The sequence below is a fragment of the Undibacterium sp. Ji22W genome, assembly GCF_049340305.1.
Classification (GTDB): domain Bacteria; phylum Pseudomonadota; class Gammaproteobacteria; order Burkholderiales; family Burkholderiaceae_D; genus Undibacterium.
Window position 1 is genome coordinate 1,571,564 of the sequence record NZ_JBMPOU010000001.1, and the last position, 24,450, is coordinate 1,596,013.

Consider the following 24,450-nt stretch of genomic DNA (forward strand, 5'->3'; position numbering starts at 1 on the left):
AAAGCGCCAAAGGAGGATAAGGGATTTCAAAGATCCAAGATTATACAGTTTTAATGGACAGATCAGAACATTGCACTTAGCTCAGTACACTATTAGTCTGGATCGCACGAAGCCTTATCGTGTTCCATTAAATCTTTATAACAATGCATCGCGGCCAACGCCACGGGAAGCAAAACTGCGCTTCAATTTAATCAAGGCTTCTTGTTGAATCTGACGAACACGCTCACGGGTAATACCCATTTCCTCAGCCAACGTTTCAAGCGTCACAGGGTCATCATTATCAAGGCCGAAACGGCGCATAATGACGATTCTCTGCTTGTCCGGTAATTTAGATAACCAATCACGCACTAACACAGTTACTTCATGGTGCTCTGCTTGTGCATCTGGAGCATGGTCACTATCACCCGGCAACATGTCGAGCAAGCTACTTTGTGGATCTCCATCTAAAGGCGTATCTAGTGACATCGCGTGTTCAGATAATGCAAGAATATCTTGGACTTCATCCAAAGGACGGCTAACCAGATGCGCAATATCATCTACGGTCGCATCCTTACCATCTCGCTGTTGTGATTCCAAGTGATACTTAGCACGTAAGATTTGATTCAGTTCACGCACAACATGTACTGGTAAACGAATTGTTCTCGCCTGATTCATAATCGCACGCTCTATACTCTGCCGTATCCACCAGGTTGCGTATGTCGAAAATCGAAATCCGCGCTCAGGCTCGAATTTGTCGATTGCGTGCATGAGACCCAAATTACCTTCCTCGATCATGTCAAGCAAAGCAACGCCGCGATTGATATAGTGCTTCGCAATTGAGACCACTAGGCGCAAGTTATGTTCGATCATTTTTTGACGCGCTTCAAAATCACCTTGCTTAGCTAAAGTGGCAAAATGCAATTCTTCTGAAGCACAAAATAATGGTCTGGTACCAATTTGATTCAAATAGTGCTGAGTTGTATCGGTCGATAATTCGGCAGCCAGGATGTTCTTAATCTCATCAATTGGCGCAATTGAGACGGACGGAACCTCATCCATTTTTTCATCGTTATCACCCTCATCACTCACTTCATCATCTCGCGACTCAATCAGATTCTCGACATTTATCTCCGACGATAATGCGCCAGCATCATTTTCCAATGTATCGCTTTGCACTTCCTGTTGAGAATATTTATGCATAATCTGAACTTTAGACCAAAAATGAATGAAACAAATTTAAGCGGCACTTAAACGGACAAAGAGGCTATCCGACATTCAGGAAAAATCCTTCGAATTTCAACGTACAGGTAAGAGTTTTAAAGGATCAACCGGCTTACCAGCTTGACGAATCTCAAAGTGCAATTTCACAGTTTCACTGTCGGAATTTCCCATTTCGGCGATTTTTTGCCCCTTACTGACGGTCTGACCTTTTTTCACCAGATTCGCTTTATTATGTGCGTACACCGATAAGTAATTATTAGCATGCGTAATCACCAGCATATTGCCATAGCCGCGCACTGCACCAACTTCATAGATTACTTTGCCAGGCGCTACCGCAACAACTTCTTGACCTAGCTTACCACCAATATCAATACCCTTATTTTTCGGGTCATCAAATGTCGCTAAGACCTTACCATTCGCAGGCCAAATCCACTCAATTGTTTCTGCCACTGGCGCAGCTACCGGTGCACTTTTTTCAGCTGGTTTGATAGCTGGATTATCCAACTTAATTGAGGCCACTACTGCACCATTATCGGCTTTTTGCAGCTCAACCAAATTAGCTTCTGAGTAGGGTCGTTTTTCCCCTTTAGGTGCGGTCTTGTTTGTCGCCGGATTGATCGGATTCAAATTACGAACTTCCACCCCAGAATTATTCGACACGGGTGAAATTTTCACGCCATTTCCGTCCGGTGGACCCATCCATAAGACCTGATCGACCTTAATATCGCTGGGGTTTTTCAAGTTATTCCAAGCTACCAAATCGTTGACATTTAGATTTTGATCTATCGCAATACGCGATAAGGTGTCCCCACGCTTAACAATATAACTTGGGCGTGGCTCAACGTTTTTTGCTGGTGCATCAACCACTGTTTTGACGATTTCTGAAGGCACATCTTTGCTGCGTTCTACCACAGGCGCGTTATTAGGCACACTACTACAAGCACTGAGCAGCCCAAAAACTAAGAAGAAAAAACGATGCTTCACATTAAAAATCCAGCTTTGCTTCATAAATATGTCTTAATTTGTTAACTACAATCATCAGAAGAAAAATTACTCTTGTTCTATGTCTATGCCGAACATTAAATTACACCTTGATGCAAGGGCACGAAATGGCATTGCTCCAACACGGTGCTTTTCCATTCATGTTGCCCTAAACGCTCAATCAATTGCAGCACTTGATGACGACCACCCACCGGCGCAATCAGGCGCCCCCCGATCGTCAACTGACTGAGCAGAGCGTTTGGCACTTCCAATCCTGCCGCCGCCAATATAATACCGTCAAACGGCGCGACTTGTGGCAAACCTAACATGCCATCTCCATAATGCAAACGGATATTTGCGATTCGCATCGGACGCAAATTCGTTTTCGCTAATTCATGCAAGGCTTTAATTCGCTCAATTGAATAAACTTCTTTTGCTACAAGAGAGAGTACAGCTGCCTGATATCCACACCCAGTGCCGATTTCCAAGATCTTATTCAGGCTTTTGCCATTGCGCAAAATCTCGGCCATGCGGGCGACTATATACGGTTGAGAAATTGTTTGATGATGTCCAATGGGCAAAGAAGCATCGATGTAAGCTTGGCTCGCCAAGCCTGATTCAACAAATAAATGACGTTGGATCGCTTGTAACGCACTTAACACTAAAGGATCTTTCACGCCTTGCTGCGCAACGCGCGACACCATGGCTTGCCGAAATTTATCCGACACCATGCCAACTCCGGGCATTACTGGTTTCATAGGTACAGGAATATCCTGTGCCAAACGATTGCCTAAAGCGCGCACCCCTTGTGTATGTTGCTGGTTATTCGCAGCATTTTTGACGGCAGTTTGTGGCATGGCAGTAGATATTTTGCCTTGACGTCCACGCTGATCAACTACGGCAGACAGACTTAATGGGAATCGTTTTTCATTATTACTCATGCCAAATCCACTGCTAACGCCTGCATTTGCTTCAAGTTCGTTAAATCAATTTGCAAAGGTGTCACAGCAACATATGCTTTTGCGGTGGTATCAAAGTCTGTGCCTTCACTGGCGTCTTTAGCCGCACCAGCTGGGCCGATCCAATAGATATTCCTACCGGCAGGATCTTGTGCTTGAATGACTGGCTCAGAACTATGTCGTTTACCAAGTCGTGCAGCGCGAACGCCTAAGATTTTTTCATACGCAAGATTAGGAATATTGACGTTCAGCAAATATGGCTTCAGTAGCGATGGGAAGCCACGCAGCGCCATTTCGGCTGCAATTTTAGCCGCCGCTTCGAGCTCACCCCAGCCCTTATTTACCTGTGAAAAAGCGATCGCTGGAATCCCAAACAAATATGCTTCCGTTGCCGCCGCTACCGTCCCGGAATACAGGGTATCGTCCCCCATATTTTGTCCCTGATTAATTCCCGACACAACCAAGTCAGGCGGTTCATTCATCAGCGCCGTCAATGCGACGTGCACACAATCAGAAGGTGTGCCATTTACGAAATAAAACCCATTGTCTGCGCGGGATAAAGACAGCGGTCGATCAAGCGTCAACGCATTTGAAGCGCCAGACCGATTGCTTTCAGGAGCGACAACGGTAATATCGGCGTATGGACGCAAAGCTTGCGCCAAAGCGACTATGCCTGGAGCTAAATATCCATCATCATTGCTAATTAAAATTCTCATGCGTACATTTTACCTGATGCCCATAATGAAAATCGCCACATGGGCGAATTATTTCAGAGCGTTGGTTTTGCAGCAAAATTCGAACAAATATGGTAAATATTTAAGACAAACACCACATAAGCACATAGCAAACTTAAGACCATTTACGCCATTAACTCAGCCAACTGCATCCCCAAGCCAATAACGATCAATATCTTTCAATCCCCATGTACTAGCATCTTCACGTGAGACAATTTTATCCTGCGCACCTGCGGCGGCCAAATCAAGGAAGGCAGGAGAAATATAGGTCATTGATTTCGTCGAAAAAAATACTCGTACTTTTGGCAACAGCAATGATTTTCCGACTTGCTGTTCGACAACGACACCTAGACGTCCCGATTGCATCTTTACCAAAGTACCTACTGGATAAATACCAATACTACGCACGAAGGCTTGAAACACTGCCTCGTCAAAGTGCCCCCTGCTCCACTCCGACATTTTCTTCAAAGACTCTGCCGGGCACCATCCAACTTTATACGGACGATTCGAAGTAATCGCATCATACACATCGCATACGGCCCCCATTTTGGCATATAGGCTGATTTGATCGCCTTTCAATCCTTTTGGATAACCACTACCATCAACTTTTTCATGATGGTGCAAGCAAACATCTAGTGCAATTTGTCCCACCCCTTTTGACTCCAACAACATGGCGTGTCCGGCGCTGGGGTGCTCTTTGACCGCGACAAATTCTTCATCGGTAAGCCGACCGGGCTTATTTAAAATTCCAGATGGAACTGCCATCTTACCGATGTCATGTAACAAACCGGCCAGACCAGCCTCACGCGTATCTTCATCGCTGAGCCGAAGTTGCCGCGCTAGGGCAATCATCAATGCGCAAACAGCGACCGAATGCATGTAGGTGTAGTCATCTGCCGTCTTAAGCCTTGCTAATCCGATTAAGGCCCCAGGATTACGCATAACCGAATGCGCAATTTCTTCGACCAATGGCATTGCTTGCTCAGCTTCGATTGCATTTCCCATGCGAGCTTCGCTGAACATCGAAAAAACAGCACCTTTAGATTTGTCCACAATCTTTGCCGCACGTCCAATTTCTGCGTCCATCGATACAGACTCGATTTCCGAATAGGTAATGGGTGCCCTAACCTGCGACGGAGATGAATCGGGAGCTTCAGATTTAACAGGTAGTGGCAATTCGGACTTAGTCTCCTCTACCAGAACATCGCAACCTTTGCTTGTATCGATCCAAGCCTCTTGAATGCCCGCTACTTTGATCTTATTAAGAACTGACTGACTATCAATCAAGAAAGATTTTTGCCAAAATGGAGAACTCATCCAAGATGCACAAAGCTCTTGAATATACATCCCTTGGCGAAGTTGGGTAAATTTGATTTTTTTCAGCATGCTTAATCGACATCGGCTCATTCAAGGAATTCTTACTAGCAAACCAATATTTGCAGCAAGTCATCAACTAAAGTTCTTGTGTGAAATTTCAATTTCATTCTACACGAGCGAACAAGCAGAAGTGTGTGCACCGAGGATGATTTTTATTGTTTTGCGGCAAATTTGCGAAATTAAATCTATCTCATTCTATTTCGATTTTTTATTTCAAATCGCTTCGAGTACAACACCCAGAAAAAAATGTCCATCAAAATAGAATTAATAGAATTTTTTCGCCAGATGATCAATGTGGAGCGTTTATTTTCGAAGCAAGTTAAATGAACTAAAGAGGTTTTGCATGGTTGAATTGGTGATGAAACTTAAGTTATACGGATGCTCTGACTTGAATGACTCAAATTCATTCACAATAGAAATTTGTGCCAATTTATCCGCAATTTTCCCCCACAAAATTAATGCTGGGCGAGTTTTCTGTTGAGCCAAAGCGTAAAAAACCACCTGTAAAAATGGTAACCAAGCGCGAGCATCTACTGTGGGCGAAACATCCGCACGAAAAACCAATGAAGCATTCAACATCAAAAAACCCTGCCGCAAGAAATTGGTCTTTAGTTGCTCCATTGTTTGCACGTAATGATCAGGATCTGAACGTAGCTCTTGCACGATCGGCACGATAGTGGCGCTACTAGTTTGCTCAAGCTTAATTTTTTGATCATCTATTAACAACATTTTCACGAAGTTACGAAGAGACGTTGCACGATTAACGGCCTTGCTCAAGCCTGCACTCACATCCCGAGACCAAATTTCATCTACGGCACCGTCCATAAAGCAATATCCAGTTGCGCTCTCGACACGTGGATATGGCCCCTCACCAACTAATACATAGTTAACTTTGTGCAAAGGAATAGAAAATGCCGCAAATAGACGGTGAGAATCTGGGAAAAAATGAGAGTTTGCCAATGCAGACAGATAGTCAGGATGTTGTTGATACACAGCCTCCAAGCCTTGATGCAATACCAAATGCCATGAAGGATCAGCTAGCTGAATATCTTGCAAGAAAAAATCTGGGAAATGCATCGATAAGCGCAATCAAAACCAGATTAGCGACCGACTGGCGCCACAGGAGAAAGAGGTGGTGACAAGGGAGGCACAACACCCTGTGATCTAAAATTAAGCGGGTCATTGGCTTGCGTTGATACAATGCCTGCGTGCGGAGCTGGAACTGGCAATTCGATGCGACGAGAAATGCCGGACTCGCTCACAATGACATGGTCAGAGTGAACCTCTTTCAGGCTCACTCCTGCCATCAACTCTTTACCAACTCCAATTGTAAAATTTGGTTTACCTTCAATCACAATTATTGCCACACTGTCACTCGCACGAGGTGCGACGATCACGCCCTTCAATTGATAACTACTAGGTGCTGATTCCGTTCTTGCAGGCGTGCCAAATAAATTGCCCCACTGCCCAACGTTGGGTTCAAAGCTGTCAACGATAATTGGAGCTTGCATAGGTCTTATTGTCGGTTTAAATATTTGCAAACCCCAATAACTTAGCAACACACAAACTAAGGAAAACAAAATAATATTAATGACTAATGGAAGACGCTTCATGATGTTCTCACTGTAATTCGTATTGTTGATTCTTTGCAGATGATCGGTAGGTGATCACAAACGGTTTATCTGACCAATTGGTTAATTTCGATGATAGGCATCAATACCGCCAACACGATCAACAACACGACTACCCCCATTGCCAAGATCAGGAGCGGTTCAAGCAAACCCGCAATTGTCAACGCCCGCCGCTCTAAATCTTGTTCTTGCGCCGACGACGCTCTTTCTAACATTGCCGGCAACTCACCCGTTACTTCACCTGCTCGTATCATATGAATCAACATAGGCGGAAAGTGCTTATGTGCCGAGAGTGCACGTGCCAGACTGACACCTTCCCGCACACTATTAGTTGCCTCCTCGACTTGCTCCCGCATTGCCACATTCGATAGCGTTTCGCGGCTAGTCTGTAGGGCTTTAAGAATGGGAACTCCAGAACCTGTTGTAATTGACAGAGTACTAGAAAAACGTGCTGTATTTAAGCTACGTTCAAATTTTCCATACATGGGAGCATCTAGCAACCATGTATGCCAACGCATCTTAATTTGAGGATCTTTTAAGGCACGTCGGCAAGCAAAAGTAACCACAATCACGACAATCGCCACCAACCAACCATAGGCTCGTACAAAGTCAGAAATAGCCAACATCACCACCGTCAACAACGGCAATTTTTGCTTGGTGTTGGCAAATACGGATACGATTTGCGGCACCACGTAGGTCAACAAGAAAATCACGATGGCAAACGCCACAATTGTCACGATGGCCGGATAAGTGAACGCCAGCTTCACTTTTTGCGTTAAGGCATTCCGTCGCTCAATATAATCCGCTAAACGTGACAAAACTCTAGACAATTGCCCGATCTGCTCACCAGACGCAACCAATGCGCAATAGATATCCGTGAAATCGTTTTGATGCTGCTTTAACGCATCAGACAAGGCCGATCCTGCCAAAATTTCTGAACGAATAGAGGCAACCAAGTCACGGATATAAACACGTTCAGCTTGTTCTAACAAAGCCGAGAAGGCTTGCTCCAAAGGCAAACCAGCTTCCAACAGGCTCGATAATTGTCGCGTAAATAATGCCAATTCGACGTTTGACAAATGCTCACTAAATAATGATTTTCCGCGACGCCCTTCGCCCGTTTGGTTGACAATCAACTCTACCATGACTGGCACTAGGTGCTGCGCCCTCAAATCAGAACGCGCTGCACGTGCACTATCTGCGGTCAGTACACCTTTTTTTGTTGAGCCATTGGGATCTACGGCTTCATATCGGAATGCGGGCACAGTCAGTGTCTCTCTTGATTTATTCTAGGATTACTTGTTTTGCTTCAGGCTTGCTCTTCACTTACTCTTTAGTCACGCGCAACAACTCTTCTCTAGTCGTCACGCCCGCATCCAGCCAACGCTGCCCATCTTCCCGCATAGTCTTCATCCCATCGCCTTGTGCTGCCAAACGAATTTCTGCCTCTGAGGCCTGATGATGAATTTGCGCGGAAATCGCTTCAGTGGTGAGCAATAATTCGTAGACGCCAACTCGTCCTTGATAGCCAGTATGTCCACAGTGTTCACAACCAACTGACTTCCACACGTCGCCCTCGCGCACTTTGCAATGTGTGCAAAGTTTGCGCACTAAACGTTGTGCTACGACGCCCAATAGTGACGAGGAAAGAAGGAAGGGTTCAATACCCATATCCAATAATCGTGTGACTGCCGCCGCCGCATCATTGGTATGCAAAGTCGCCAATACCAAATGACCTGTCAGGGAAGCCTGTACCGCAATTTGAGCCGTTTCCAAATCACGAATCTCACCAATCATGATCACATCTGGATCTTGTCGAAGGATTGCTCGCAAAGCTTTTGCAAAGCTCATATCGATCTTTGCATTCACCTGAGTCTGACCGATACCAGCCAACTCATATTCGATTGGATCTTCTACCGTCAAAATATTGGTAGTACCAGCATTCACACGCGATAAAGCAGCGTACAAAGTCGTCGTTTTACCTGAACCGGTTGGACCTGTGACGAGCACGATACCATGGGGTTGCGCAATTAATTGATCGAACTGCGTCAACACATCGGTACTCATACCGAGATGAGTTAAATCAAGCTTACCAGCTTCCTTGTCGAGCAAACGCAACACCGCACGTTCGCCGTGTCCCGTCGGAAGAGTCGAGACGCGCACATCGACTGGTTTGCCACCGATACGCAAAGTAATCCGACCATCTTGCGGTAAACGTTTTTCGGCAATATCGAGTTGCGCCATGATTTTGATACGCGACACTAATGAAGCATGAATCGCTTTCTTGGGGCGAATGACATCACGCAAAGCGCCATCAACGCGGAAACGCACTACAGAAATTTGTTCGAACGGTTCGATATGAATATCGGATGCGCCTTCACGCAAAGCCTGCGTCAATAAGGCGTTTATCATACGAATTACAGGGGCATCATCGGCTGATTCGAGCAAGTCTTCGATCGCCGGCATGTCTTGCATCAGTTTCGCCAAATCCATATCGGATTCGACTTCACCAACGACATCAGCCGCGTCGCCACCAGAGCCGGCATACGCACGTGCAATTTCGAGTAATAAATCTGCATGTGGCAATACATCCAGATGAATCCGTCCAAAGCGACGCCCAGCTTCTAATATGGCAGCTTGACGGGTCTCACTAGACACTTTTAGTTCTACCGGAGCGCCTTCTAAATCCTCACGACGATTCGCAAGGATTGAGAAATCACGCGCAAAGGCGAAAGGCAATAATCGATTTTCTGACATACGATTTACTTGTCTTCTTTTTTAGTGGATTTGTTTTTGTCCGCAGTCGAAGACGATGACTCAGGTGTAATTAACTTCCCCTTCTCAAGCGTCATCAAAGGAACATCTGTTTCATTTTCCATGCTGCGCAAATATTGGGTACGCAGGTAGTCATATCGATCAAGTGATACGTTCTTGCTATCTTCTGCATTTCGAATGATTGTCGGACGTAAGAACACCATGAGATTAACTTTGTCGCGCTTTTTCTGCTGATATTTGAACAAATTACCCAAGATTGGGATATCCCCAAGAAATGGTACTTTATCTTCCGCACCTGAAGAGTCGTCGCGAATCAATCCACCCAAAGCGATGACTTGGCCATCCTCAACCAAGACATTCGTCGCAATCGAACGCAAGATAGTTGTAATCCCAGCACTACCTGCAACCGGCGTCTTGCTTACACTTGACACTTCCTGCGCAATCGAGAGCTTGACGGTGCCACCCTCTGATATCTGCGGCTTAACTTTCAGCTTGATCCCAATTTCTTTGCGTTCAATGGTTTGAAATGGATTTGCTCCGGCTGTCCCTGAGGATGCACTCGTATATTGTCCAGTCACGATGCCGACGGTTTGTCCGTCCACGATAGTCGCTTCTTCATTGTCCAAGGTAACAAGATTCGGCATAGAAAGCAGATTCGATCCGCCATCGCTTGCCAGTGCTTTAACTAAAGCACCGATTCCCAATTGACCGCCAATTTGACGAAATAGTCCAATATTGAATCCTGACCCCAGTACCGCAGCTTTCTTAGTAGCATCGCCTACTGCAAGATTGACTAGATTGCCTTGATTTGCACTTGACGCTCCTAAGCGGTAATTACTTGTACTGTCGCCTGTTAGCCCTGCCCATTCAACGCCTAGCTCAGCGGATTTACTTGCAGACACCTCAACAATAATTGTCTCAATGTAGACCTGAGCCCGTCTCGCATCTAGCTGATCAATTACGCCTCGCAAATTCTTATAAACGGCATCACTGGCGGTAATAATTAACGTATTCGTCGCCTGATCTGCCTGAATAAATCCACCTGCACCGCCACTCTGACCTTGACTATTACTATTATTACTAATGGGCAAACTCAAGTTCGATGAAGTGGAACTCAAGGCAGAATTATTTCCTTGGTTCGAACTACCTCCCACTCCAGGTTGTGGCGAGGTTCCAAAACTGGAATTATTATTTGCACTGTTTGAATTAGACGGGAGCGAACTGTCACCGCTCAAAATGGATCGCAGAGTCGCAGCCAACTTCACCGCTTCTGCATTTTTCAAATAGACCACATGGACATTGCCAGGCAACGACGTAGGTTGATCCAACTTCAATACCAAGGCTTTCACCAAATTGGCGCGTGCTACTGATGGTGCCTTAATCAAGACAGAATTCGTACGAGAATCTGCCAAAATAAGTGTACGACCAGCATCTGCACTAGCCTGATTACCTTCACTTAAACGGGTCACCATGGTAGCCACATCGGCAGCTATCGAATGTTTAATTGGAATGATTTCCAACTCAGGATTCGAGGGCACGTCCAACAGAGCTATCACCTCTGCCATTCGTCGCATGTTGTCGGCATAGTCAGTGATTACGATGGAGTTATTGCCAGGATTCACGTTAATCACATTGTTCGGTGAAATCAAAGGACGCAATGCGGTCACAATATTATTTGCGGCTTCATAATTCACTCTAAAAACTTGCGTAATTATCTGGTCGCCTTTAATACTTTTTACCTGTGTCGGACCACCCTGCAATTTGGCATCAGCTTCTGGCACGACTTTTGAAAACCCATCAGACGTGACCACGGCAAAACCTTGCATACGCAAATTCGAAGTCAACAACTTAAATGCCTGGTCTTTAGTGAGTGGCTTTTCCGAAACCAGTGTCAATTGACCTTTAACCCGTGGGTCAATGACAAAAGTCGTACCGGTATAATGCCCAACAGCCTTAATCACTGACTCAATATCAGCGTTCACAAAATTCAAACCAGCGGCATTTTGATTGGCTTCTTGCGCAAAAACGAGAGGTGAGGTAACGCCCCCAGCAGCGCCAACGGTACTGATAACGCCGATAAATGCTGCGTGTATCATCACACCCAGCCATTTTTTTGTACCAGGGCTATGTTTATATTTTGTCGAAGTGTTGATAGTATTCTTCATGCCAGTTGTCTCATTTATATTCTAAAGCGATGATCTGTTTGTCGCCTTCTTGACGACGCCTCCCAAGCAAATTCAATAAATTTGCCATTTTTTCTTCTTGCCCAGCCTCGGCATATGCCTTGCCAGAAAACTGAAACTTTCCCTGTTGAAGTGCTCCAGTGCCTTCCAACATCATTGGTCCCTTACTGGTAGTCAAAACCAAGTTCGCCTTCTCGCCACGCCAATCAAATTCCATTGCGTAACTCCCCAAAGGTTTAATCGACGATGCGCGTGACGCCATTTCATTCATTTCCAACTGAATGTGGCCATTCAAGAGGGTTTTTCCGTTGATTAAACTTACTTCCAACTGCCCCCAACGCAAACTAATTTTGCCACTCGGCCCTATCGTATTGAGCGGAGCACCCAACCCTTCTAATCGCTCAGGCGGCAGATTTAGGGTATTGGCGCTTATCTGCCACTGTTGAAAACTACCATCAATTTTCAATGGTGCGGACATTACCGAGGAGTTCTCTAATACCACAGCCACCTGCCCCAACAAAATCGTTGGCGAGATTTGCCAATTAAATCGTCCGGGAAATAATGGTGTCACCGCAGACTTGCTGTCGACCGCCACACCAACGAAGGCAGAGCCTCGCCAAAAACTTCCCTGAATATCACCTAAACTCACCCTTCCCATGGTTTGTTTTTCTAGAAACGATCCAACCCAACTTGCAGGAAGAAAATATAATACTGTGCCAAACACACTAACAATACCAATCAAAAACAAACCAAAGATCGTTTTTCTTTGCATACTAATTACCAGACCTCTGCTGACGTAAAGTAATCACCGCACTCACTTGACCTGGCTCTGCAAGCGAGGTCAACTTCACTTCATCAACTCCTAATCGCGCTGCTTTTTGCATTTCCAATATCCATTCCATCAAATTTGCATACGCAACGACATTCACTTGAAAACGCACAATATCGTTCGATACGGTCAATGATTGTGTTTTGATATTGCGTCGCGTCAAAGTCGACTCGATCGCTTCACGAGTTACCGCTGGAATATTTTCCGCCATAGTCTTTGACAAGGCACTGTATTGCGAGGCCATATTCGCCATCGTCGCAGCTTGTAACTTCAGAGTTGGGGTAGAGTTTTCAAGATTCTTAATATTGCTCTGTGCCGGTTGAATTCCAAACAAATACAATATGCTCGCAATCACTAGTATGGCAACACCAAGCAAAATACGTCGCTCGCGCAACTCTCGTTTATTCCAATCATCACGCAATTTATTGACTATTTCGACAGCCGTCATCACATACCACCCACATCAGAAAAAACTTTTAACGAACCATCTTTTACTTCCAGCTTCAGATTACGCTCTTTAAGTAAGGGGCGAAGTTGCTCAACCCGAACGTCAGCCATACTCTTCGGTGTCACAAATAAACTGCGTTCCCGATACTCAACACTTGTCACCGTGGACGCAGGCTGTGCTGGATTTAATTGATCCCATGCCATGGCAAATTGCGCACTCAACACCAGAAAATCATCACTACTAGATTGCCCTGCCACTTTTTTTGCCGCATTAATTTTTTGCTGCATTTGAAACAAAGGATCACGTGAGGCGGGCTCTTTTGGAAATGCCGACTGATAAGTAGCCTGAATTGAATCACGGATAGTATTGGCCTCACGCTGTAAACTCCACCATTTCCAGTTTAAAGCGAACAAACTAACCATAACCATAAATACGATCATCGACACAGACCAACGCCATTTGAGCCAATCAAAACTTTGCTTTCCATCGGAACTTAAGAACGCTAATAAGTCGATGCTACGATTGGAAACTCCGCCAATTTTACTTTTCCAATCAAGTGATGCCAGCTGCACTTGTCTACTCCCGTCATTTGGCGCAATAAATACTTGCCGCAACGCGGTTTCCAAACTTGGTTCTACATATATCTGCAAAGCTTCTTGAGGAGCAAGAATATTAATTGCTGCAATTATCTGTTGAACGGTATGAGATTGATCAATTGCTGCATTTGGCACATCAATACTTAAGCCAGAAGCGATCTGATCCGCGCTTCTCACAGAGATCTCAAAAATTTGGCTCTCAGCCGGTACTGATTCTATCAAGATAGTCGCTATCTCAGCGTGCTGACTCAGGCTATCGGATAAAGCGAATGCCGAAACTTTGGTGGCACCAAGCTGCACGCCAAATCCAAATATTTGCTCAATCCAAGAGCGCGTGACCACAGCGACATAGCATTGTCCTTTCACTGGCGGACTCGGCACAAATAGTAAATCCGCAGACTCTGTCAGTAATTGCTCTTCTAACAAATTGGGAATAGCAGCCTTCAATTTCGCAAACGGCATGGGTGGTACTGCCACTTGCAAAAAATTGACATCACTGGCCGAAACCAATAAAACCGTTTGATCAGCTTGATGTACCAAAGACTGCAAATTCGCGAATGCATGGCGACCTTGCTGCAGTATATTTTTCTCAGCAGAAGCAAGACAATATGAAAATGACTGCTCACCCCATCCGCCCAGTTTATCCGCGACTGTTCGTGGAGGTAATTGTATATAAAGCGTGCTTGCCATGTTCTCCTACACCTTCTTGCCGAATTGAGTTTTCATATTTTTTGATACTTTAATTTTCACGTAGACTCAATTTTCTTTTATCCACAAAATGCGCGTCCCTACGTCATCCCGTTCTAACAATGCATCGACTTCTAATAAAGAGCGATTCAACTTCACCTTTCCATTGACCACAAAAAAATTCGTTTGAAACTCTAAGAAATTGACATCTGTATCTTTTATTTTGTCTGGAAAATTCAACTTAAATCGAGAAAAATCCAAAAAATAAGCGCGATCTCGCGTCGCAATCATTAGCGCCGCATCGCTCATATTCACATTTTCCAAACGAGCGGAAAGCACCTCTGCTGTGGTTGTATTCACGTTAATCTTTGTCCACCTCGGCAATACGGTAACAAAATTTCGCAAACGCGCAATTATCAAAGGATTGAAACCTGGTACCGCCAACAGATCTTCGATTTGACTAAACTTCAAGAATTGTACTTCGGAATTGGAACTTGTCGATAGACCAACAGTTGAATCTCCGCCTCCAATCGTTGTTTTTGTTCCGCCAGCGCCACTACCAGTTTGACTTCCTTTCGAACCAGTCGGATTTTGGCCAGTATCGGGGGCCCCTGGATTTTCGGGACCGACCAGCAAGCGCTCTTGGGTCATTGCGATCTGAACCGCTACTTGTTGCGCCAACCCTGGATCCAAATGCAGATTGCTTAGCAGCTTAGAAAAAACAACTTGTTCACGGATATCGACTTTTCCGTTAACAGCCAAATTCGTCAAATTGAACTTCGCTTGGGCATCGCTAATTTGGCCAGATAATGTGGCATCACTGTCTTCAACTTCCGTTCTTCCATTTTCGACATATTGATCCAAACGCGTATCACCCAAGTTGACCGCCCACGGCTCCCCCAAATGATCTACCTTACTAATGCGTCGATCTTCCCGCAATATCAATCCTGCCCAATCAAGGGCGCCACGCAATACCCATTTTTTCTGCAATTGAAAACGTTGATTTTCTATCGAGCGAACCTGTACCTGTTGCTGCCAGAACAAACTAGCCACTATCGTAATGGCGAGAGTGGTTAATAGTAGTGCGGTGACTACCGCGACTCCAGATTGTCGGCGCCGGATCAAGCGATGCATCATGCGGCTCCCAGCAAGAAAATCTTCAGCATAGGATTTTGCTGCCCGACCAATTGCATGGTCACTTCTAGACCTGTTTTTCGTGGAACACCTTTGCCTGGCGTCTGTACGCCTGCACTCGGAGTTACCGCAGAGATATCCGTGCCCGCAACACGCCAGCTATTTTCATCGCTATTCCACGTGCGCATTTGAAAAGTGCTGACGTCGGTTTGCAACTTAACGACAGGCATATTATCGCTGCCATTAATCGCACTTTGCCAATAAGAATCAAGAATTTTCAAGTCTCGCGTCGCCACCGACTCACGTCGACTGAACACACCATTCTGCACCTTATACGCGACCACTTGCAATTGCGGTGCCTGATTATCTTCGTACACTGTTCGAATTAGAATCAGTTGCGTATCAATCGCACGTAAATTCTCACGTCGCGGCAATGCAGCCTCACTGACCAAGTGCGCGCAATCATTCTCTAATTGCACGAAACTAATCTGTGTGCCTCGACTTTGCTCTAATTCGCGATTTAAGGTTTGGCGTGCACGGATAATACTATCCAAGCCACTCCACCCCATCACGGCGATAATTGCCAAAATAGCGATGGCAACCAATAACTCGATTAGCGTAAAGCCGCTTTGCGCCGGAAATTTATTGTGGCGCATTTGGAACCACCTGAGTGAGCTTTGCTAAACGTCTTTGCAGATTACTGGCATCAAAAACCAGAACCTCAACTCGCCGAAATGAAGGATTTGGCGTTGACAACACATGCTCCTCACAAAGCAAATTTAGTTCGCCTTGAGGACATGGGAAACTACGCTCACCTATTTCCGGCCATTCTTTACCTAATCGAATCTGCGCCAGACGATTCTCTGCGGACCAGTTAGCCATCATCGTAGCGCGTAGTCCACTGCTATTTTGCGCCAGACTGGCAACTGCCCGCAGGCTTGCGCCTAACACAGTGCCCACAATGACTAAGGCGACCAACACCTCCAAGAGAGTGAATCCATCTATTTTTCTGGGGAAATTAAGGTGTCTAGTCATGGATATCATCCTTCACTCCACAACGAAATGACCAACGCCATCGGCGTTAATTGAGACTTGATCGGTACCGACGCGTAAGACTATCGTAAATGGTCGACTGACTGGCTCACGGCCAAATACAATGCGCAATTTTTCGACTGCAGTTACGTCGTTGGAAATAATACTAAGTTTGGTTTCTGGGAACGTAAATGGGCGACCTCGTAAGGTATCCAAATCTACAATGCGCTCCCATTTATTATCATTCAAAACAAGGAACTGATAGCCCTGCTCAAATACTTCAAACGCAGTTTGGCGATTACGCACGATCGCCTCTTCCCTGGCTAACTGGAGCAATAATGAAATACGTTGAGCATCTGTTTGCAGTCGTTGATGGATGCTTTGCACTGCATTCAAAGAGACAGCACCCAGCATGATACCCATGATCACCAAGACCACTAAGAGTTCTAGCAGAGTAAAGCCAGAATTCCTGCGATCTCTTGATTTAAATGACACCGCCACAGGATGAGAGGTTACAGATCCCACGAACCGATATCAGCATCATAACCAACGCCGCCCGGTTTTCCATCTTGACCATAGGAGAAAATCTCGACATCGGACTTCAATCCAGGGGACATATATTGATATGGATTACCCCAAGGATCTTTCGCCAATTTAGAAATATAACCTTCAGTTTTATAGCCGTTCGCAGCCGGGCCGGACGTAGGTTTGGTAATCAAAGATTGCAAACCTTGCTCCGTCGTTGGATAGCGCAAATTGTCCAGTTTATACATTTTGAGCGCGCCTAACATCGTTGAGATGTCCTGCTTAGCCTGTAGTACACGAGCATCATCAGTGCGCCCCATCAGCTTTGGCACGACCAAACTCGCCAAAATACCCATAATGACTAACACAATCATAATTTCGATTAGGGTAAAACCTTTGGCGAAAATCCCCGCCCTATTTTCTTGATATTTCTTTTGATCCATAGCGCCTGAAATCTTCATCACATTCTCATTACGTTGAATTACAAATTCGTATTAAACCACTTTAAAAATAATTATTACCCAACCTTTAGTGGCAATTATCGCAAAAAAAACTTTGCAACCCTAAGGTCTAAAGAATAACAAAAACTTACGATAGAAATCCTAACATGAATTAATCAAAAATGTCGTATTTCGCTTACTAACAAAGCAATTATTCTATTCCCTGCACATTCATAGACTTTTGATTTGACAATCCATAAATTTTACGTCAGGCGAATCTCAGCGTTAATTACGACGCGGATACCCTTCTTTCAATATACGCTCCCAAACCAAATCCTTTTGCTCCTGCGTCATGAATACCCAGTCAGCCACCTCTGCCACCGTTCGACCGCAACCACGACATACATCATCAAATGTAGTCGAGCATACGGCAACACACGGGGTATCAGGTCGATTATTTTTTTCCATTACGATCATTTCAATTTAAATTTTACCCAAACTAGTTTTTCACACTGCCGGTACCGATCATGGCGGCGAAATTATTACAGTGATTATTTTTATTAGACCAACAGAATGAGACAAGCTGATTGACCTAATTGTAAATCATCCGCAAAATCAGGCATCGCTAAAAACCACGTCACTCAACATAACAAATTTCATCTCACTCAACAAACAGCGTACATCAAAATGACACAAGACTTCTTTCAAGCTTTCATTCTCCTTATTCTTGTCACTGATCCATTTGGGAATATTCCCATTTTTGTCAGTGCCCTCGCCAACGTCACTCCAGAACGACGCTGGCGGGTCGTCGTGCGAGAATGTGCGATTGCCTTTATCTTACTTTTACTTTTTATGTTCTTCGGCAAACATTTTCTACATGCATTGCAATTATCTGAAGTTGCTTTGCGCATTGGCGGTGGTGTGATTCTGTTTTTAATTGCCTTACGCATGGTATTTCCGCAAGAAGGTGGCGTTTTTGGCGGCACAGAAAGCGATGGCGAGCCTTTCATCGTACCCCTTGCCATCCCAGCCTTAGCAGGGCCGTCATCACTAGCTACCGTGCTATTATTTTCATCCGACAGTCGCTCTGACGTGATGATTCATGTCGGCGCACTCGTCGCGGTTGCTTTGGTCTGGCTAGTTGTATTACTTGGCGCTGAACGTATGCAGCGTGCTTTGGGCGAACGCACGATGACAGCGGTTGAACGATTGATGGGCCTGATTCTGACCGCCATGGCAGTCGAAATGTTGTTAGCAGGCATTCGTGATTACTTAAAGACTTTGACTTAAAACTTCAACGCAAAATTTCAATCGAACAAAACATCCAGAAAAGCAGCACATTCAAATAATGTGCTGCTCTTTTAGATTTTGTATTTGCTCATCTGTATAACCAAGCCCCACCAAAACTTCATCCGTATGTGCGCCCAACTCAGGCCCTAGCCACAAAGTCTGACCTGGAGTCTCAGACAACTTAGGGCTAATTGCTGGCAATTTCACTGGTGTACCATCCGCAAATTGATGCTGTTCAAACATATCGCGTGCTTGAAACTGTGTATCACTCATCATGTCTCGCACCGAATAAATTTTTCCAACAGGAACATCGGCTTTGCGCAAACACGCCAGGGCTGTGTCTATCGTCTGGGTATCACACCAAGTTTGAATCGCAGCATCAATCTCATTGGTTCGTGGCACTCGCCCGTCATTACGCTGCAAGCTCACGTCATGCGCCAGATCAGCGCGGTCAATTGCCAACATCAAGCGATGAAAAATCGCATCGCCATTCCCAGCGATTACAATATTTTCACCTTCGCTAGTGGTGTAAGTATTCGAAGGAACAATGCCAGGCAAAGCGCCACCAGTGCGTTCACGAACAACGCCTGCGAAGTCAAATTCTGGCACCAGTGACTCCATTAAATTAAATACGGATTCATATAGCGCAACGTCGACCATCTGCCCCTGTCCGGCGATCAAATCACTTCCGACTTTACCATTCCAACGACCACCCGTTACATCACGATGACGCAACGCCATCATCGCGCCGATCACACCATGCAAGGCTGCAACTGAATCACCAATCGAAATACCAACCCGAACTGGTGGCCGATCTGGATGACCGGACACATAACGCAAGCCGCCCATCGATTCGCCAATTGCACCAAATCCAGGCAGATCACGCATGGGGCCCGTCTGACCATAACCAGACAAGCGAACCATGATGACGGCGGGATTGATTATTTTTAATTGATCATAGCCAAGCTGCCACTTTTCTAATACGCCAGGGCGATAATTTTCGATGATGATGTCGGCGTCGAGCGCTAGTTCGCGCGCAATTTTTTGCGCTTGCTCGGACTTCATATTCAACGTCACGCTTTTCTTATTACGCGCCTGCACACTCCACCATAAGGATGTACCATCCTTCAACACCCTCCAGTGACGTAAAGGATCACCACCATCGGGCGCTTCAATTTTGATTACTTCTGCGCCGAACTCTGCCAACATGCGCGCGCAGAATGGGCCTGCAATCAGAGTCCCCAGTTCGAGTACCTTAATTCCTGCTAAGGGGCCAGGTTTTGTAGCTGTGGAATTACTCATCATGTCACTCTACGGTCTAACATAGCACGTGCTATCGTACCTGGATCAACATACTCCAGTTCGCCGCCAACAGGTACCCCACGCGCCAATCTACTCACATGCAATCCACGCGCTTTTAGGGTTTCACTGATGTAATGCGCAGTAGCCTCACCTTCGTTGTTGAAATTTGTCGCGAGAACAACTTCTTTTACCACTCCATCGGTCGCACGTTGAATTAATTTTTCCAAGTGAATATCTTGTGGCCCTACACCATCGAGTGGCGACAAACGCCCCATCAAGACGAAATACAAACCTTTAAACGTCATGGTCTGTTCTATCATCAACTGATCACTTGGGGATTCGACTACACATAGCATGCTCAAATCACGCTGAGCATCGTTACAGGTGTCACACAATTCATGTTCGGTAAAGGTATTACATGAACGGCAGTTATGCACCATATTCAATGCATTTAACATCGCCTTGCCGATTTGTTCCGCACCTTCTCTATCGTGTTGCAATAGATGATAAGTCATGCGTAATGCAGACTTCGGTCCGACTCCAGGCAAGCGGCGAAGTGCCTCGGCTAGTTGTTCCAGACTACTTAATGATTTCACACGGGAATCTCAATGAAAGAAGCGCACCAAGGAAAGGTGCGCTTCAAAATAATGCAGACAAAATCTCCAAAAACCTTGATTATTTTATCTACTAGAACGGCATTTTAAAACCAGGGGGCAATGGCATACCCGCAGTCAATCCTGCCATTTTTTCCTGGCTAGTTGCTTCTGCTTTGCGAACCGCATCATTGAAGGCTGCAGCAACCAAATCTTCCAACATATCTTTATCATCGGCCAGCAAAGATGGATCAATAGTCACGCGCTTCACATCATTTTTGCACGTCATCACCACACGCACCAGGCCCGCGCCAGATTGACCTTCAACCTCAACCAATGCCAATTGATCCTGGGCTTTTTTCATATTGTCTTGCATGGCTTGTGCTTGCTTCATCAAACCCGCCAATTGATTTTTCATCATACTAACTTCTCCTAAACAAATTAAATAAAGAATGTTTTTGCGCTATATCTGGTAAGCCATCATCGGCTCACAAAAGTGCAACTAACATGTACATGCACTAAATCGGACGCACACTGCCGGTCAAAATACTGGCACCAAATTCACGTATTAAGGTTTGCACAAAACCATCTGAATGAATCGCTTGCTCGGCCTGAATTTGGCGTTCCGCTCGTTCGGCAACAGCTTGGGCATTTGCAGTTTGCTCAACAGCACCAATTTCAAAATCAATTCGAATTTCATGCCCGAATTCACCAAAGCGATCATTCAATGCCGCAGTTAACTTTTCACCGCTACCTGCAGATAACAGGGTTTGTAGAGGTACGCACAATTTGAATAAAATCGCGTTCCCATTGAGCGTACATTGACGCAGCTCGCTTTGTTGCGCCAATTGTTGTGCTACGCCACGCACTGGCAATGAGGCTGCAAGATTCGGCCAGTGCCCATCCCAATTAATCTCGGTCTTCGGCATCAATTGCAAAGACTTGCTCACGGTTTCTGCTGATATTGAAATCGACGCGTTAGTTATCGGAGTGATTGTTTGCGGCTCATGGCTATTATCTATATTGGCACTATTCGCCGGAGATTCAACTTGCTCCGACAAAATTGTGTTGTTGGAGATTGCAGGCGTCGCTATCGAAATCGGGCTCGTCAATACCGCTTCCGCAGGATGCAACGGCAGCTCCTCAGAGTTATTCTCTGCCCAATAATCAGCATCCTGGATTTCTTTATGACGCCCCAATTGTGGCGGCATCGCTTGCTGTTCAAAATCAATTTCATCCCAAGGTGGAGGCATTTGACTTTCCTCAACGAAGCCAGATACCGTCACAGTATTTTTTACTTGAACCGCGGGCGTCGAGATTGGCATCTGATGTGGCTTTTGCAAAGCAGGCGTCGCTAACTGACTTACAGACGGCTCCACAACTAACACGGGTGCGACCAAAGTTTGACTTTGAACTGGAGCAGTTCTAGAAGCTGAATGAGCACCTTGTTTACCGCTAGCAGCGCGAGCGGCAGCCAAAGCTGCCATTGCTGGACTCACTGGCTTTATTGGCATGCCAGGACTAACGATTGTTGGAGCCACCGCCGAACTTGGCTCACCATTGTTCGCTAAGGGCATGGCCGACGCGGGAGTTGGCACCAATGCTGAATTTTGAGCAATTGGCGTCATCGCATTGATTGACACAGCTGGCGCCATTGATGCCACAGGAGCCTGCGCGCTAACCACCGACGCTATTGGCGATGACACAACTGCTGGGCGCCCAGATGCTATTGTCGTCGGTCTATTTATAGACGGACTCATACGACCATTACCAGCATCACCACTCGCAGCACCTATACTCGCCGATGCCGGTCTAAAGGCGAGCATACGCAAAAGTGTCATACTAAAGCCTGCATATTCGTCAGGAGCCAGACCTATTTCATTGCGACCATGAACCGCAATTTGATAAAACAACTGAATTTCTTCTTTATGAAAAATTTGCGACAGACGCAACAATTCAAGACGCTCTGGCAAGTCCTCAGCCAAAGCAGCGGGCGCGATTTGAGCAATGGCAATCTGATGTAACATACTCCCCAAATCTTGCAGCGCCGCTTTATAGGACAAGCTTCTTGCCGACATATCATCCGCGACAGCCAGTAATGCAGCACCATCTTGCTGTGCCAAGGCATCAAGCAAACGTATCAGGTAAGACTGATCCAAAGCTCCTAACATACTTTGCACGGCATCTAAGCTAACTTTTCCAGCAGCATAAGCGATCGCCTGATCAGTCAATGATAATGCGTCACGCATTGAGCCGTGTGCACCTTGCGCCAACAAACGCAATGCAGGCACATCAAAATCAATTTGCTCTTGCCCCAAGATGTTTTCCAAATGCCCGACGATGTGCCCTGGAGGCATTTGCTTGAGATTAAACTGCAAGCAGCGCGACAATACGGTCACTGGGATTTTTTGCGGATCGGTCGTTGCCAGAATAAATTTGACGTGCTCGGGCGGCTCCTCCAGCGTCTTTAACATCGAATTAAAGGCATGATTGGTCAGCATATGCACCTCATCAATCATATACACTTTGAAACGTGCATTCGATGGCGCATAAATCGCCTGTTCAAGCAGAGCTGCCATTTCATCGACACCGCGATTTGAAGCAGCATCCATTTCTATATAATCAACAAATCGGCCTGCATCAATCGCTGAACAAGCATCGCATACTCCGCAAGCTTGCGCAGTAATTCCCTTCTCACAATTGAACGATTTAGCCAAAATACGCGACAAGGTCGTTTTACCGACTCCACGGGTTCCGGTAAATAAATAGGCATGATGCAGACGTTGCTGCTCTAACGCATGCATAAGGGCGCGCACAACATGCTCTTGACCAACCAGAGTATCAAAACTCTTAGGGCGATATTTTCGGGCGAGGACTTGATAGGACATCTTAGAATTTTACCTTAATCTTGCATGCGAAAATTCGCGATCTATTACCAATATTCTTGGACAGTTTGACATCTAATTTCAGGAAAGTGCCCTAATGAAACTGCGCATCACTCCGCTTCATACGGCATATCGAGTTTCTTCCGTCAATTTAGTCACTTAATTCAGAAACATCACGTATGAAGATTTTGCGATCTTCAGAACGAAGATGTCATTTTGGCTGCTGCATTTTAAAGAGTTTTAACGAAACTTGCAGCAGCTATTTTGATGGTTCTTGCTGACACAGAGTCACTTGTTCAAATTGACGATGCAGCCACTTATCTTGTATTCGGGACTCTTCAGGTACTGCTGCGACTTCTTAGTGTCACGCACGAATATCTTTTTGGAATTCCAATTCAAACGTCCCATCCTACTCGCCGACAAACAAAGCGCTATATTCGCGATCATATAAGAACTCATCGCATCACCAAGCAATACAATAAATACCGCTAAAATTTTGGAGGCAGGCGTAGATGGAACACGATCACAACAACCTGCTGTTAGCACAGCAATAAAGGCAAACAAAACACCATCAACATAGTTGACTTCATTCGGTTCCAGCCAATAGAGACCAGCACCCACACTACTTATGAGAATCAAGGCTAAGGACGTCATTTACATTGAATAACTAGGTTAAATGTTTGGTGAAACTAAAGTTGCGATACGCAACAAAATCACCGCGCACAGACCAAAACGAAATAACCATTCCATCTCTCACAAATGGAAATTTGAGGGCACTTTACTTACGGCGTGTTCAAAAATAACCACCTTATCAAGGATTAATTTTCTTTACTGTGCCGAGATGATGAT

General features: G+C 45.5%; 25 protein-coding genes. 1 reads left to right on the forward strand and 24 read right to left on the reverse strand.

Going from position 1 to position 24,450, the window contains the following annotated elements; translation table 11 throughout:
• Positions 1-135: 135 nt before the first annotated feature.
• From rpoS to ACO0KW_RS06790, 19 genes are all read right to left on the reverse strand, one after another.
• Complete coding sequence (gene rpoS, locus ACO0KW_RS06700; protein WP_423051838.1) at positions 136-1,179, reverse strand: RNA polymerase sigma factor RpoS; 1,044 nt, start codon at positions 1,177-1,179, stop codon at positions 136-138.
• A gap of 96 nt (positions 1,180-1,275) precedes the next feature.
• Positions 1,276-2,208 (reverse strand): peptidoglycan DD-metalloendopeptidase family protein, encoded by a 933-nt coding sequence (locus tag ACO0KW_RS06705; protein WP_423051840.1) that lies wholly within the window; start codon positions 2,206-2,208, stop codon positions 1,276-1,278.
• 71 nt (positions 2,209-2,279) lie between these two features.
• Complete coding sequence (locus ACO0KW_RS06710; RefSeq protein ID WP_423051842.1) at positions 2,280-3,122, reverse strand: protein-L-isoaspartate(D-aspartate) O-methyltransferase; 843 nt, start codon at positions 3,120-3,122, stop codon at positions 2,280-2,282.
• Positions 3,119-3,856: a 5'/3'-nucleotidase SurE gene (surE, locus tag ACO0KW_RS06715; RefSeq protein ID WP_423051844.1), complete on the reverse strand. Its 738-nt coding sequence runs from the start codon at positions 3,854-3,856 to the stop codon at positions 3,119-3,121. Before surE ends, ACO0KW_RS06710 begins: the two co-directional genes overlap by 4 nt.
• A gap of 156 nt (positions 3,857-4,012) precedes the next feature.
• Positions 4,013-5,281, reverse strand: coding sequence for an HD-GYP domain-containing protein (locus tag ACO0KW_RS06720; RefSeq protein WP_423051846.1), 1,269 nt, complete (start codon positions 5,279-5,281; stop codon positions 4,013-4,015).
• A 273-nt stretch (positions 5,282-5,554) separates the two neighbouring features.
• Entirely contained in the window at positions 5,555-6,328 is a 774-nt protein-coding gene (locus ACO0KW_RS06725) for a uracil-DNA glycosylase (RefSeq protein WP_423051848.1), read from the reverse strand.
• 23 nt (positions 6,329-6,351) lie between these two features.
• The gene (locus ACO0KW_RS06730) at positions 6,352-6,864 is read right to left on the reverse strand and encodes a type II secretion system protein N (RefSeq protein ID WP_423051850.1); all 513 of its coding nucleotides are present in this window, start codon (positions 6,862-6,864) and stop codon (positions 6,352-6,354) included.
• 65 nt (positions 6,865-6,929) lie between these two features.
• Positions 6,930-8,147, reverse strand: a complete 1,218-nt coding sequence (gspF, locus tag ACO0KW_RS06735; protein ID WP_423051852.1) for a type II secretion system inner membrane protein GspF — start codon at positions 8,145-8,147, stop codon at positions 6,930-6,932.
• Positions 8,148-8,208: 61 nt separating this feature from the next.
• A complete protein-coding gene (gspE, locus tag ACO0KW_RS06740; protein WP_423051854.1) occupies positions 8,209-9,639 on the reverse strand; it encodes a type II secretion system ATPase GspE in 1,431 nt (476 codons plus the stop codon).
• A 5-nt stretch (positions 9,640-9,644) separates the two neighbouring features.
• Entirely contained in the window at positions 9,645-11,822 is a 2,178-nt protein-coding gene (gene gspD / locus ACO0KW_RS06745) for a type II secretion system secretin GspD (protein ID WP_423051856.1), read from the reverse strand.
• Between the two features lie 10 nt (positions 11,823-11,832).
• On the reverse strand, positions 11,833-12,612 hold the full coding sequence (locus ACO0KW_RS06750) for a type II secretion system protein N (RefSeq protein ID WP_423051858.1): 780 nt from the start codon (positions 12,610-12,612) through the stop codon (positions 11,833-11,835).
• A 1-nt stretch (position 12,613) separates the two neighbouring features.
• Entirely contained in the window at positions 12,614-13,117 is a 504-nt protein-coding gene (gspM, locus tag ACO0KW_RS06755; RefSeq protein ID WP_423051861.1) for a type II secretion system protein GspM, read from the reverse strand.
• Positions 13,117-14,403 carry a type II secretion system protein GspL gene (gspL, locus tag ACO0KW_RS06760; RefSeq protein WP_423051863.1) on the reverse strand — a complete coding sequence of 429 codons (1,287 nt, stop codon included), beginning with the start codon at positions 14,401-14,403 and terminating at the stop codon, positions 13,117-13,119. The genes gspM and gspL overlap by 1 nt, the downstream gene beginning before the upstream one ends.
• A gap of 66 nt (positions 14,404-14,469) precedes the next feature.
• Positions 14,470-15,537, reverse strand: a complete 1,068-nt coding sequence (gspK, locus tag ACO0KW_RS06765; protein ID WP_423051865.1) for a type II secretion system minor pseudopilin GspK — start codon at positions 15,535-15,537, stop codon at positions 14,470-14,472.
• Positions 15,534-16,190, reverse strand: coding sequence for a PulJ/GspJ family protein (locus tag ACO0KW_RS06770; RefSeq protein WP_423051867.1), 657 nt, complete (start codon positions 16,188-16,190; stop codon positions 15,534-15,536). The genes gspK and ACO0KW_RS06770 overlap by 4 nt, the downstream gene beginning before the upstream one ends.
• Positions 16,177-16,569 (reverse strand): type II secretion system minor pseudopilin GspI, encoded by a 393-nt coding sequence (gspI, locus tag ACO0KW_RS06775; RefSeq protein ID WP_423051869.1) that lies wholly within the window; start codon positions 16,567-16,569, stop codon positions 16,177-16,179. The genes ACO0KW_RS06770 and gspI overlap by 14 nt, the downstream gene beginning before the upstream one ends.
• A 12-nt stretch (positions 16,570-16,581) precedes the next feature.
• Positions 16,582-17,091 (reverse strand): GspH/FimT family pseudopilin, encoded by a 510-nt coding sequence (locus tag ACO0KW_RS06780; RefSeq protein WP_423051871.1) that lies wholly within the window; start codon positions 17,089-17,091, stop codon positions 16,582-16,584.
• The gene (gene gspG, locus ACO0KW_RS06785; protein ID WP_423051873.1) at positions 17,079-17,552 is read right to left on the reverse strand and encodes a type II secretion system major pseudopilin GspG; all 474 of its coding nucleotides are present in this window, start codon (positions 17,550-17,552) and stop codon (positions 17,079-17,081) included. Before gspG ends, ACO0KW_RS06780 begins: the two co-directional genes overlap by 13 nt.
• Before the next feature lie 264 nt (positions 17,553-17,816).
• The gene (locus tag ACO0KW_RS06790; protein ID WP_186940341.1) at positions 17,817-17,999 is read right to left on the reverse strand and encodes a DUF1289 domain-containing protein; all 183 of its coding nucleotides are present in this window, start codon (positions 17,997-17,999) and stop codon (positions 17,817-17,819) included.
• Positions 18,000-18,218: 219 nt separating this feature from the next.
• Between ACO0KW_RS06790 and ACO0KW_RS06795 the strand changes: the two genes are divergently transcribed.
• Complete coding sequence (locus ACO0KW_RS06795) at positions 18,219-18,821, forward strand: MarC family protein (protein ID WP_423051876.1); 603 nt, start codon at positions 18,219-18,221, stop codon at positions 18,819-18,821.
• A 51-nt stretch (positions 18,822-18,872) separates the two neighbouring features.
• On the opposite strand, the gene ACO0KW_RS06800 is transcribed toward ACO0KW_RS06795, so the two are convergent.
• The 5 genes from ACO0KW_RS06800 to ACO0KW_RS06820 form a co-directional block, all read right to left on the reverse strand.
• On the reverse strand, positions 18,873-20,126 hold the full coding sequence (locus ACO0KW_RS06800; RefSeq protein ID WP_423051878.1) for a CaiB/BaiF CoA transferase family protein: 1,254 nt from the start codon (positions 20,124-20,126) through the stop codon (positions 18,873-18,875).
• A complete protein-coding gene (gene recR / locus ACO0KW_RS06805) occupies positions 20,123-20,719 on the reverse strand; it encodes a recombination mediator RecR (RefSeq protein WP_423051880.1) in 597 nt (198 codons plus the stop codon). The genes ACO0KW_RS06800 and recR overlap by 4 nt, the downstream gene beginning before the upstream one ends.
• A gap of 91 nt (positions 20,720-20,810) precedes the next feature.
• Positions 20,811-21,137: a YbaB/EbfC family nucleoid-associated protein gene (locus tag ACO0KW_RS06810; protein ID WP_186889702.1), complete on the reverse strand. Its 327-nt coding sequence runs from the start codon at positions 21,135-21,137 to the stop codon at positions 20,811-20,813.
• A 97-nt stretch (positions 21,138-21,234) separates the two neighbouring features.
• Entirely contained in the window at positions 21,235-23,604 is a 2,370-nt protein-coding gene (locus ACO0KW_RS06815; RefSeq protein ID WP_423051883.1) for a DNA polymerase III subunit gamma/tau, read from the reverse strand.
• 285 nt (positions 23,605-23,889) lie between these two features.
• Positions 23,890-24,255: an ion channel gene (locus tag ACO0KW_RS06820; RefSeq protein WP_423051885.1), complete on the reverse strand. Its 366-nt coding sequence runs from the start codon at positions 24,253-24,255 to the stop codon at positions 23,890-23,892.
• Between the last annotated feature and the right edge of the window lie 195 nt (positions 24,256-24,450).

What these genes read in the sequence shown, in the direction of transcription:
- rpoS (WP_423051838.1), bottom strand. Translation starts at nt 1,179, where the DNA reads ATGCATAAATATTCTCAACAGGAAGTGCAAAGCGATACATTGGAAAAT.
- ACO0KW_RS06705 (WP_423051840.1), bottom strand. Translation starts at nt 2,208, where the DNA reads ATGAAGCAAAGCTGGATTTTTAATGTGAAGCATCGTTTTTTCTTCTTA.
- ACO0KW_RS06710 (WP_423051842.1), bottom strand. Translation starts at nt 3,122, where the DNA reads ATGAGTAATAATGAAAAACGATTCCCATTAAGTCTGTCTGCCGTAGTT.
- surE (WP_423051844.1), bottom strand. Translation starts at nt 3,856, where the DNA reads ATGAGAATTTTAATTAGCAATGATGATGGATATTTAGCTCCAGGCATA.
- ACO0KW_RS06720 (WP_423051846.1), bottom strand. Translation starts at nt 5,281, where the DNA reads ATGAGCCGATGTCGATTAAGCATGCTGAAAAAAATCAAATTTACCCAA.
- ACO0KW_RS06725 (WP_423051848.1), bottom strand. Translation starts at nt 6,328, where the DNA reads ATGCATTTCCCAGATTTTTTCTTGCAAGATATTCAGCTAGCTGATCCT.
- ACO0KW_RS06730 (WP_423051850.1), bottom strand. Translation starts at nt 6,864, where the DNA reads ATGAAGCGTCTTCCATTAGTCATTAATATTATTTTGTTTTCCTTAGTT.
- gspE (WP_423051854.1), bottom strand. Translation starts at nt 9,639, where the DNA reads ATGTCAGAAAATCGATTATTGCCTTTCGCCTTTGCGCGTGATTTCTCA.
- gspD (WP_423051856.1), bottom strand. Translation starts at nt 11,822, where the DNA reads ATGAAGAATACTATCAACACTTCGACAAAATATAAACATAGCCCTGGT.
- ACO0KW_RS06750 (WP_423051858.1), bottom strand. Translation starts at nt 12,612, where the DNA reads ATGCAAAGAAAAACGATCTTTGGTTTGTTTTTGATTGGTATTGTTAGT.
- gspM (WP_423051861.1), bottom strand. Translation starts at nt 13,117, where the DNA reads ATGACGGCTGTCGAAATAGTCAATAAATTGCGTGATGATTGGAATAAA.
- gspL (WP_423051863.1), bottom strand. Translation starts at nt 14,403, where the DNA reads ATGGCAAGCACGCTTTATATACAATTACCTCCACGAACAGTCGCGGAT.
- gspK (WP_423051865.1), bottom strand. Translation starts at nt 15,537, where the DNA reads ATGATGCATCGCTTGATCCGGCGCCGACAATCTGGAGTCGCGGTAGTC.
- ACO0KW_RS06770 (WP_423051867.1), bottom strand. Translation starts at nt 16,190, where the DNA reads ATGCGCCACAATAAATTTCCGGCGCAAAGCGGCTTTACGCTAATCGAG.
- gspI (WP_423051869.1), bottom strand. Translation starts at nt 16,569, where the DNA reads ATGACTAGACACCTTAATTTCCCCAGAAAAATAGATGGATTCACTCTC.
- gspG (WP_423051873.1), bottom strand. Translation starts at nt 17,552, where the DNA reads ATGAAGATTTCAGGCGCTATGGATCAAAAGAAATATCAAGAAAATAGG.
- ACO0KW_RS06790 (WP_186940341.1), bottom strand. Translation starts at nt 17,999, where the DNA reads ATGGAAAAAAATAATCGACCTGATACCCCGTGTGTTGCCGTATGCTCG.
- ACO0KW_RS06795 (WP_423051876.1), top strand. Translation starts at nt 18,219, where the DNA reads ATGACACAAGACTTCTTTCAAGCTTTCATTCTCCTTATTCTTGTCACT.
- ACO0KW_RS06800 (WP_423051878.1), bottom strand. Translation starts at nt 20,126, where the DNA reads ATGATGAGTAATTCCACAGCTACAAAACCTGGCCCCTTAGCAGGAATT.
- ACO0KW_RS06810 (WP_186889702.1), bottom strand. Translation starts at nt 21,137, where the DNA reads ATGATGAAAAATCAATTGGCGGGTTTGATGAAGCAAGCACAAGCCATG.
- ACO0KW_RS06815 (WP_423051883.1), bottom strand. Translation starts at nt 23,604, where the DNA reads ATGTCCTATCAAGTCCTCGCCCGAAAATATCGCCCTAAGAGTTTTGAT.
- ACO0KW_RS06820 (WP_423051885.1), bottom strand. Translation starts at nt 24,255, where the DNA reads ATGACGTCCTTAGCCTTGATTCTCATAAGTAGTGTGGGTGCTGGTCTC.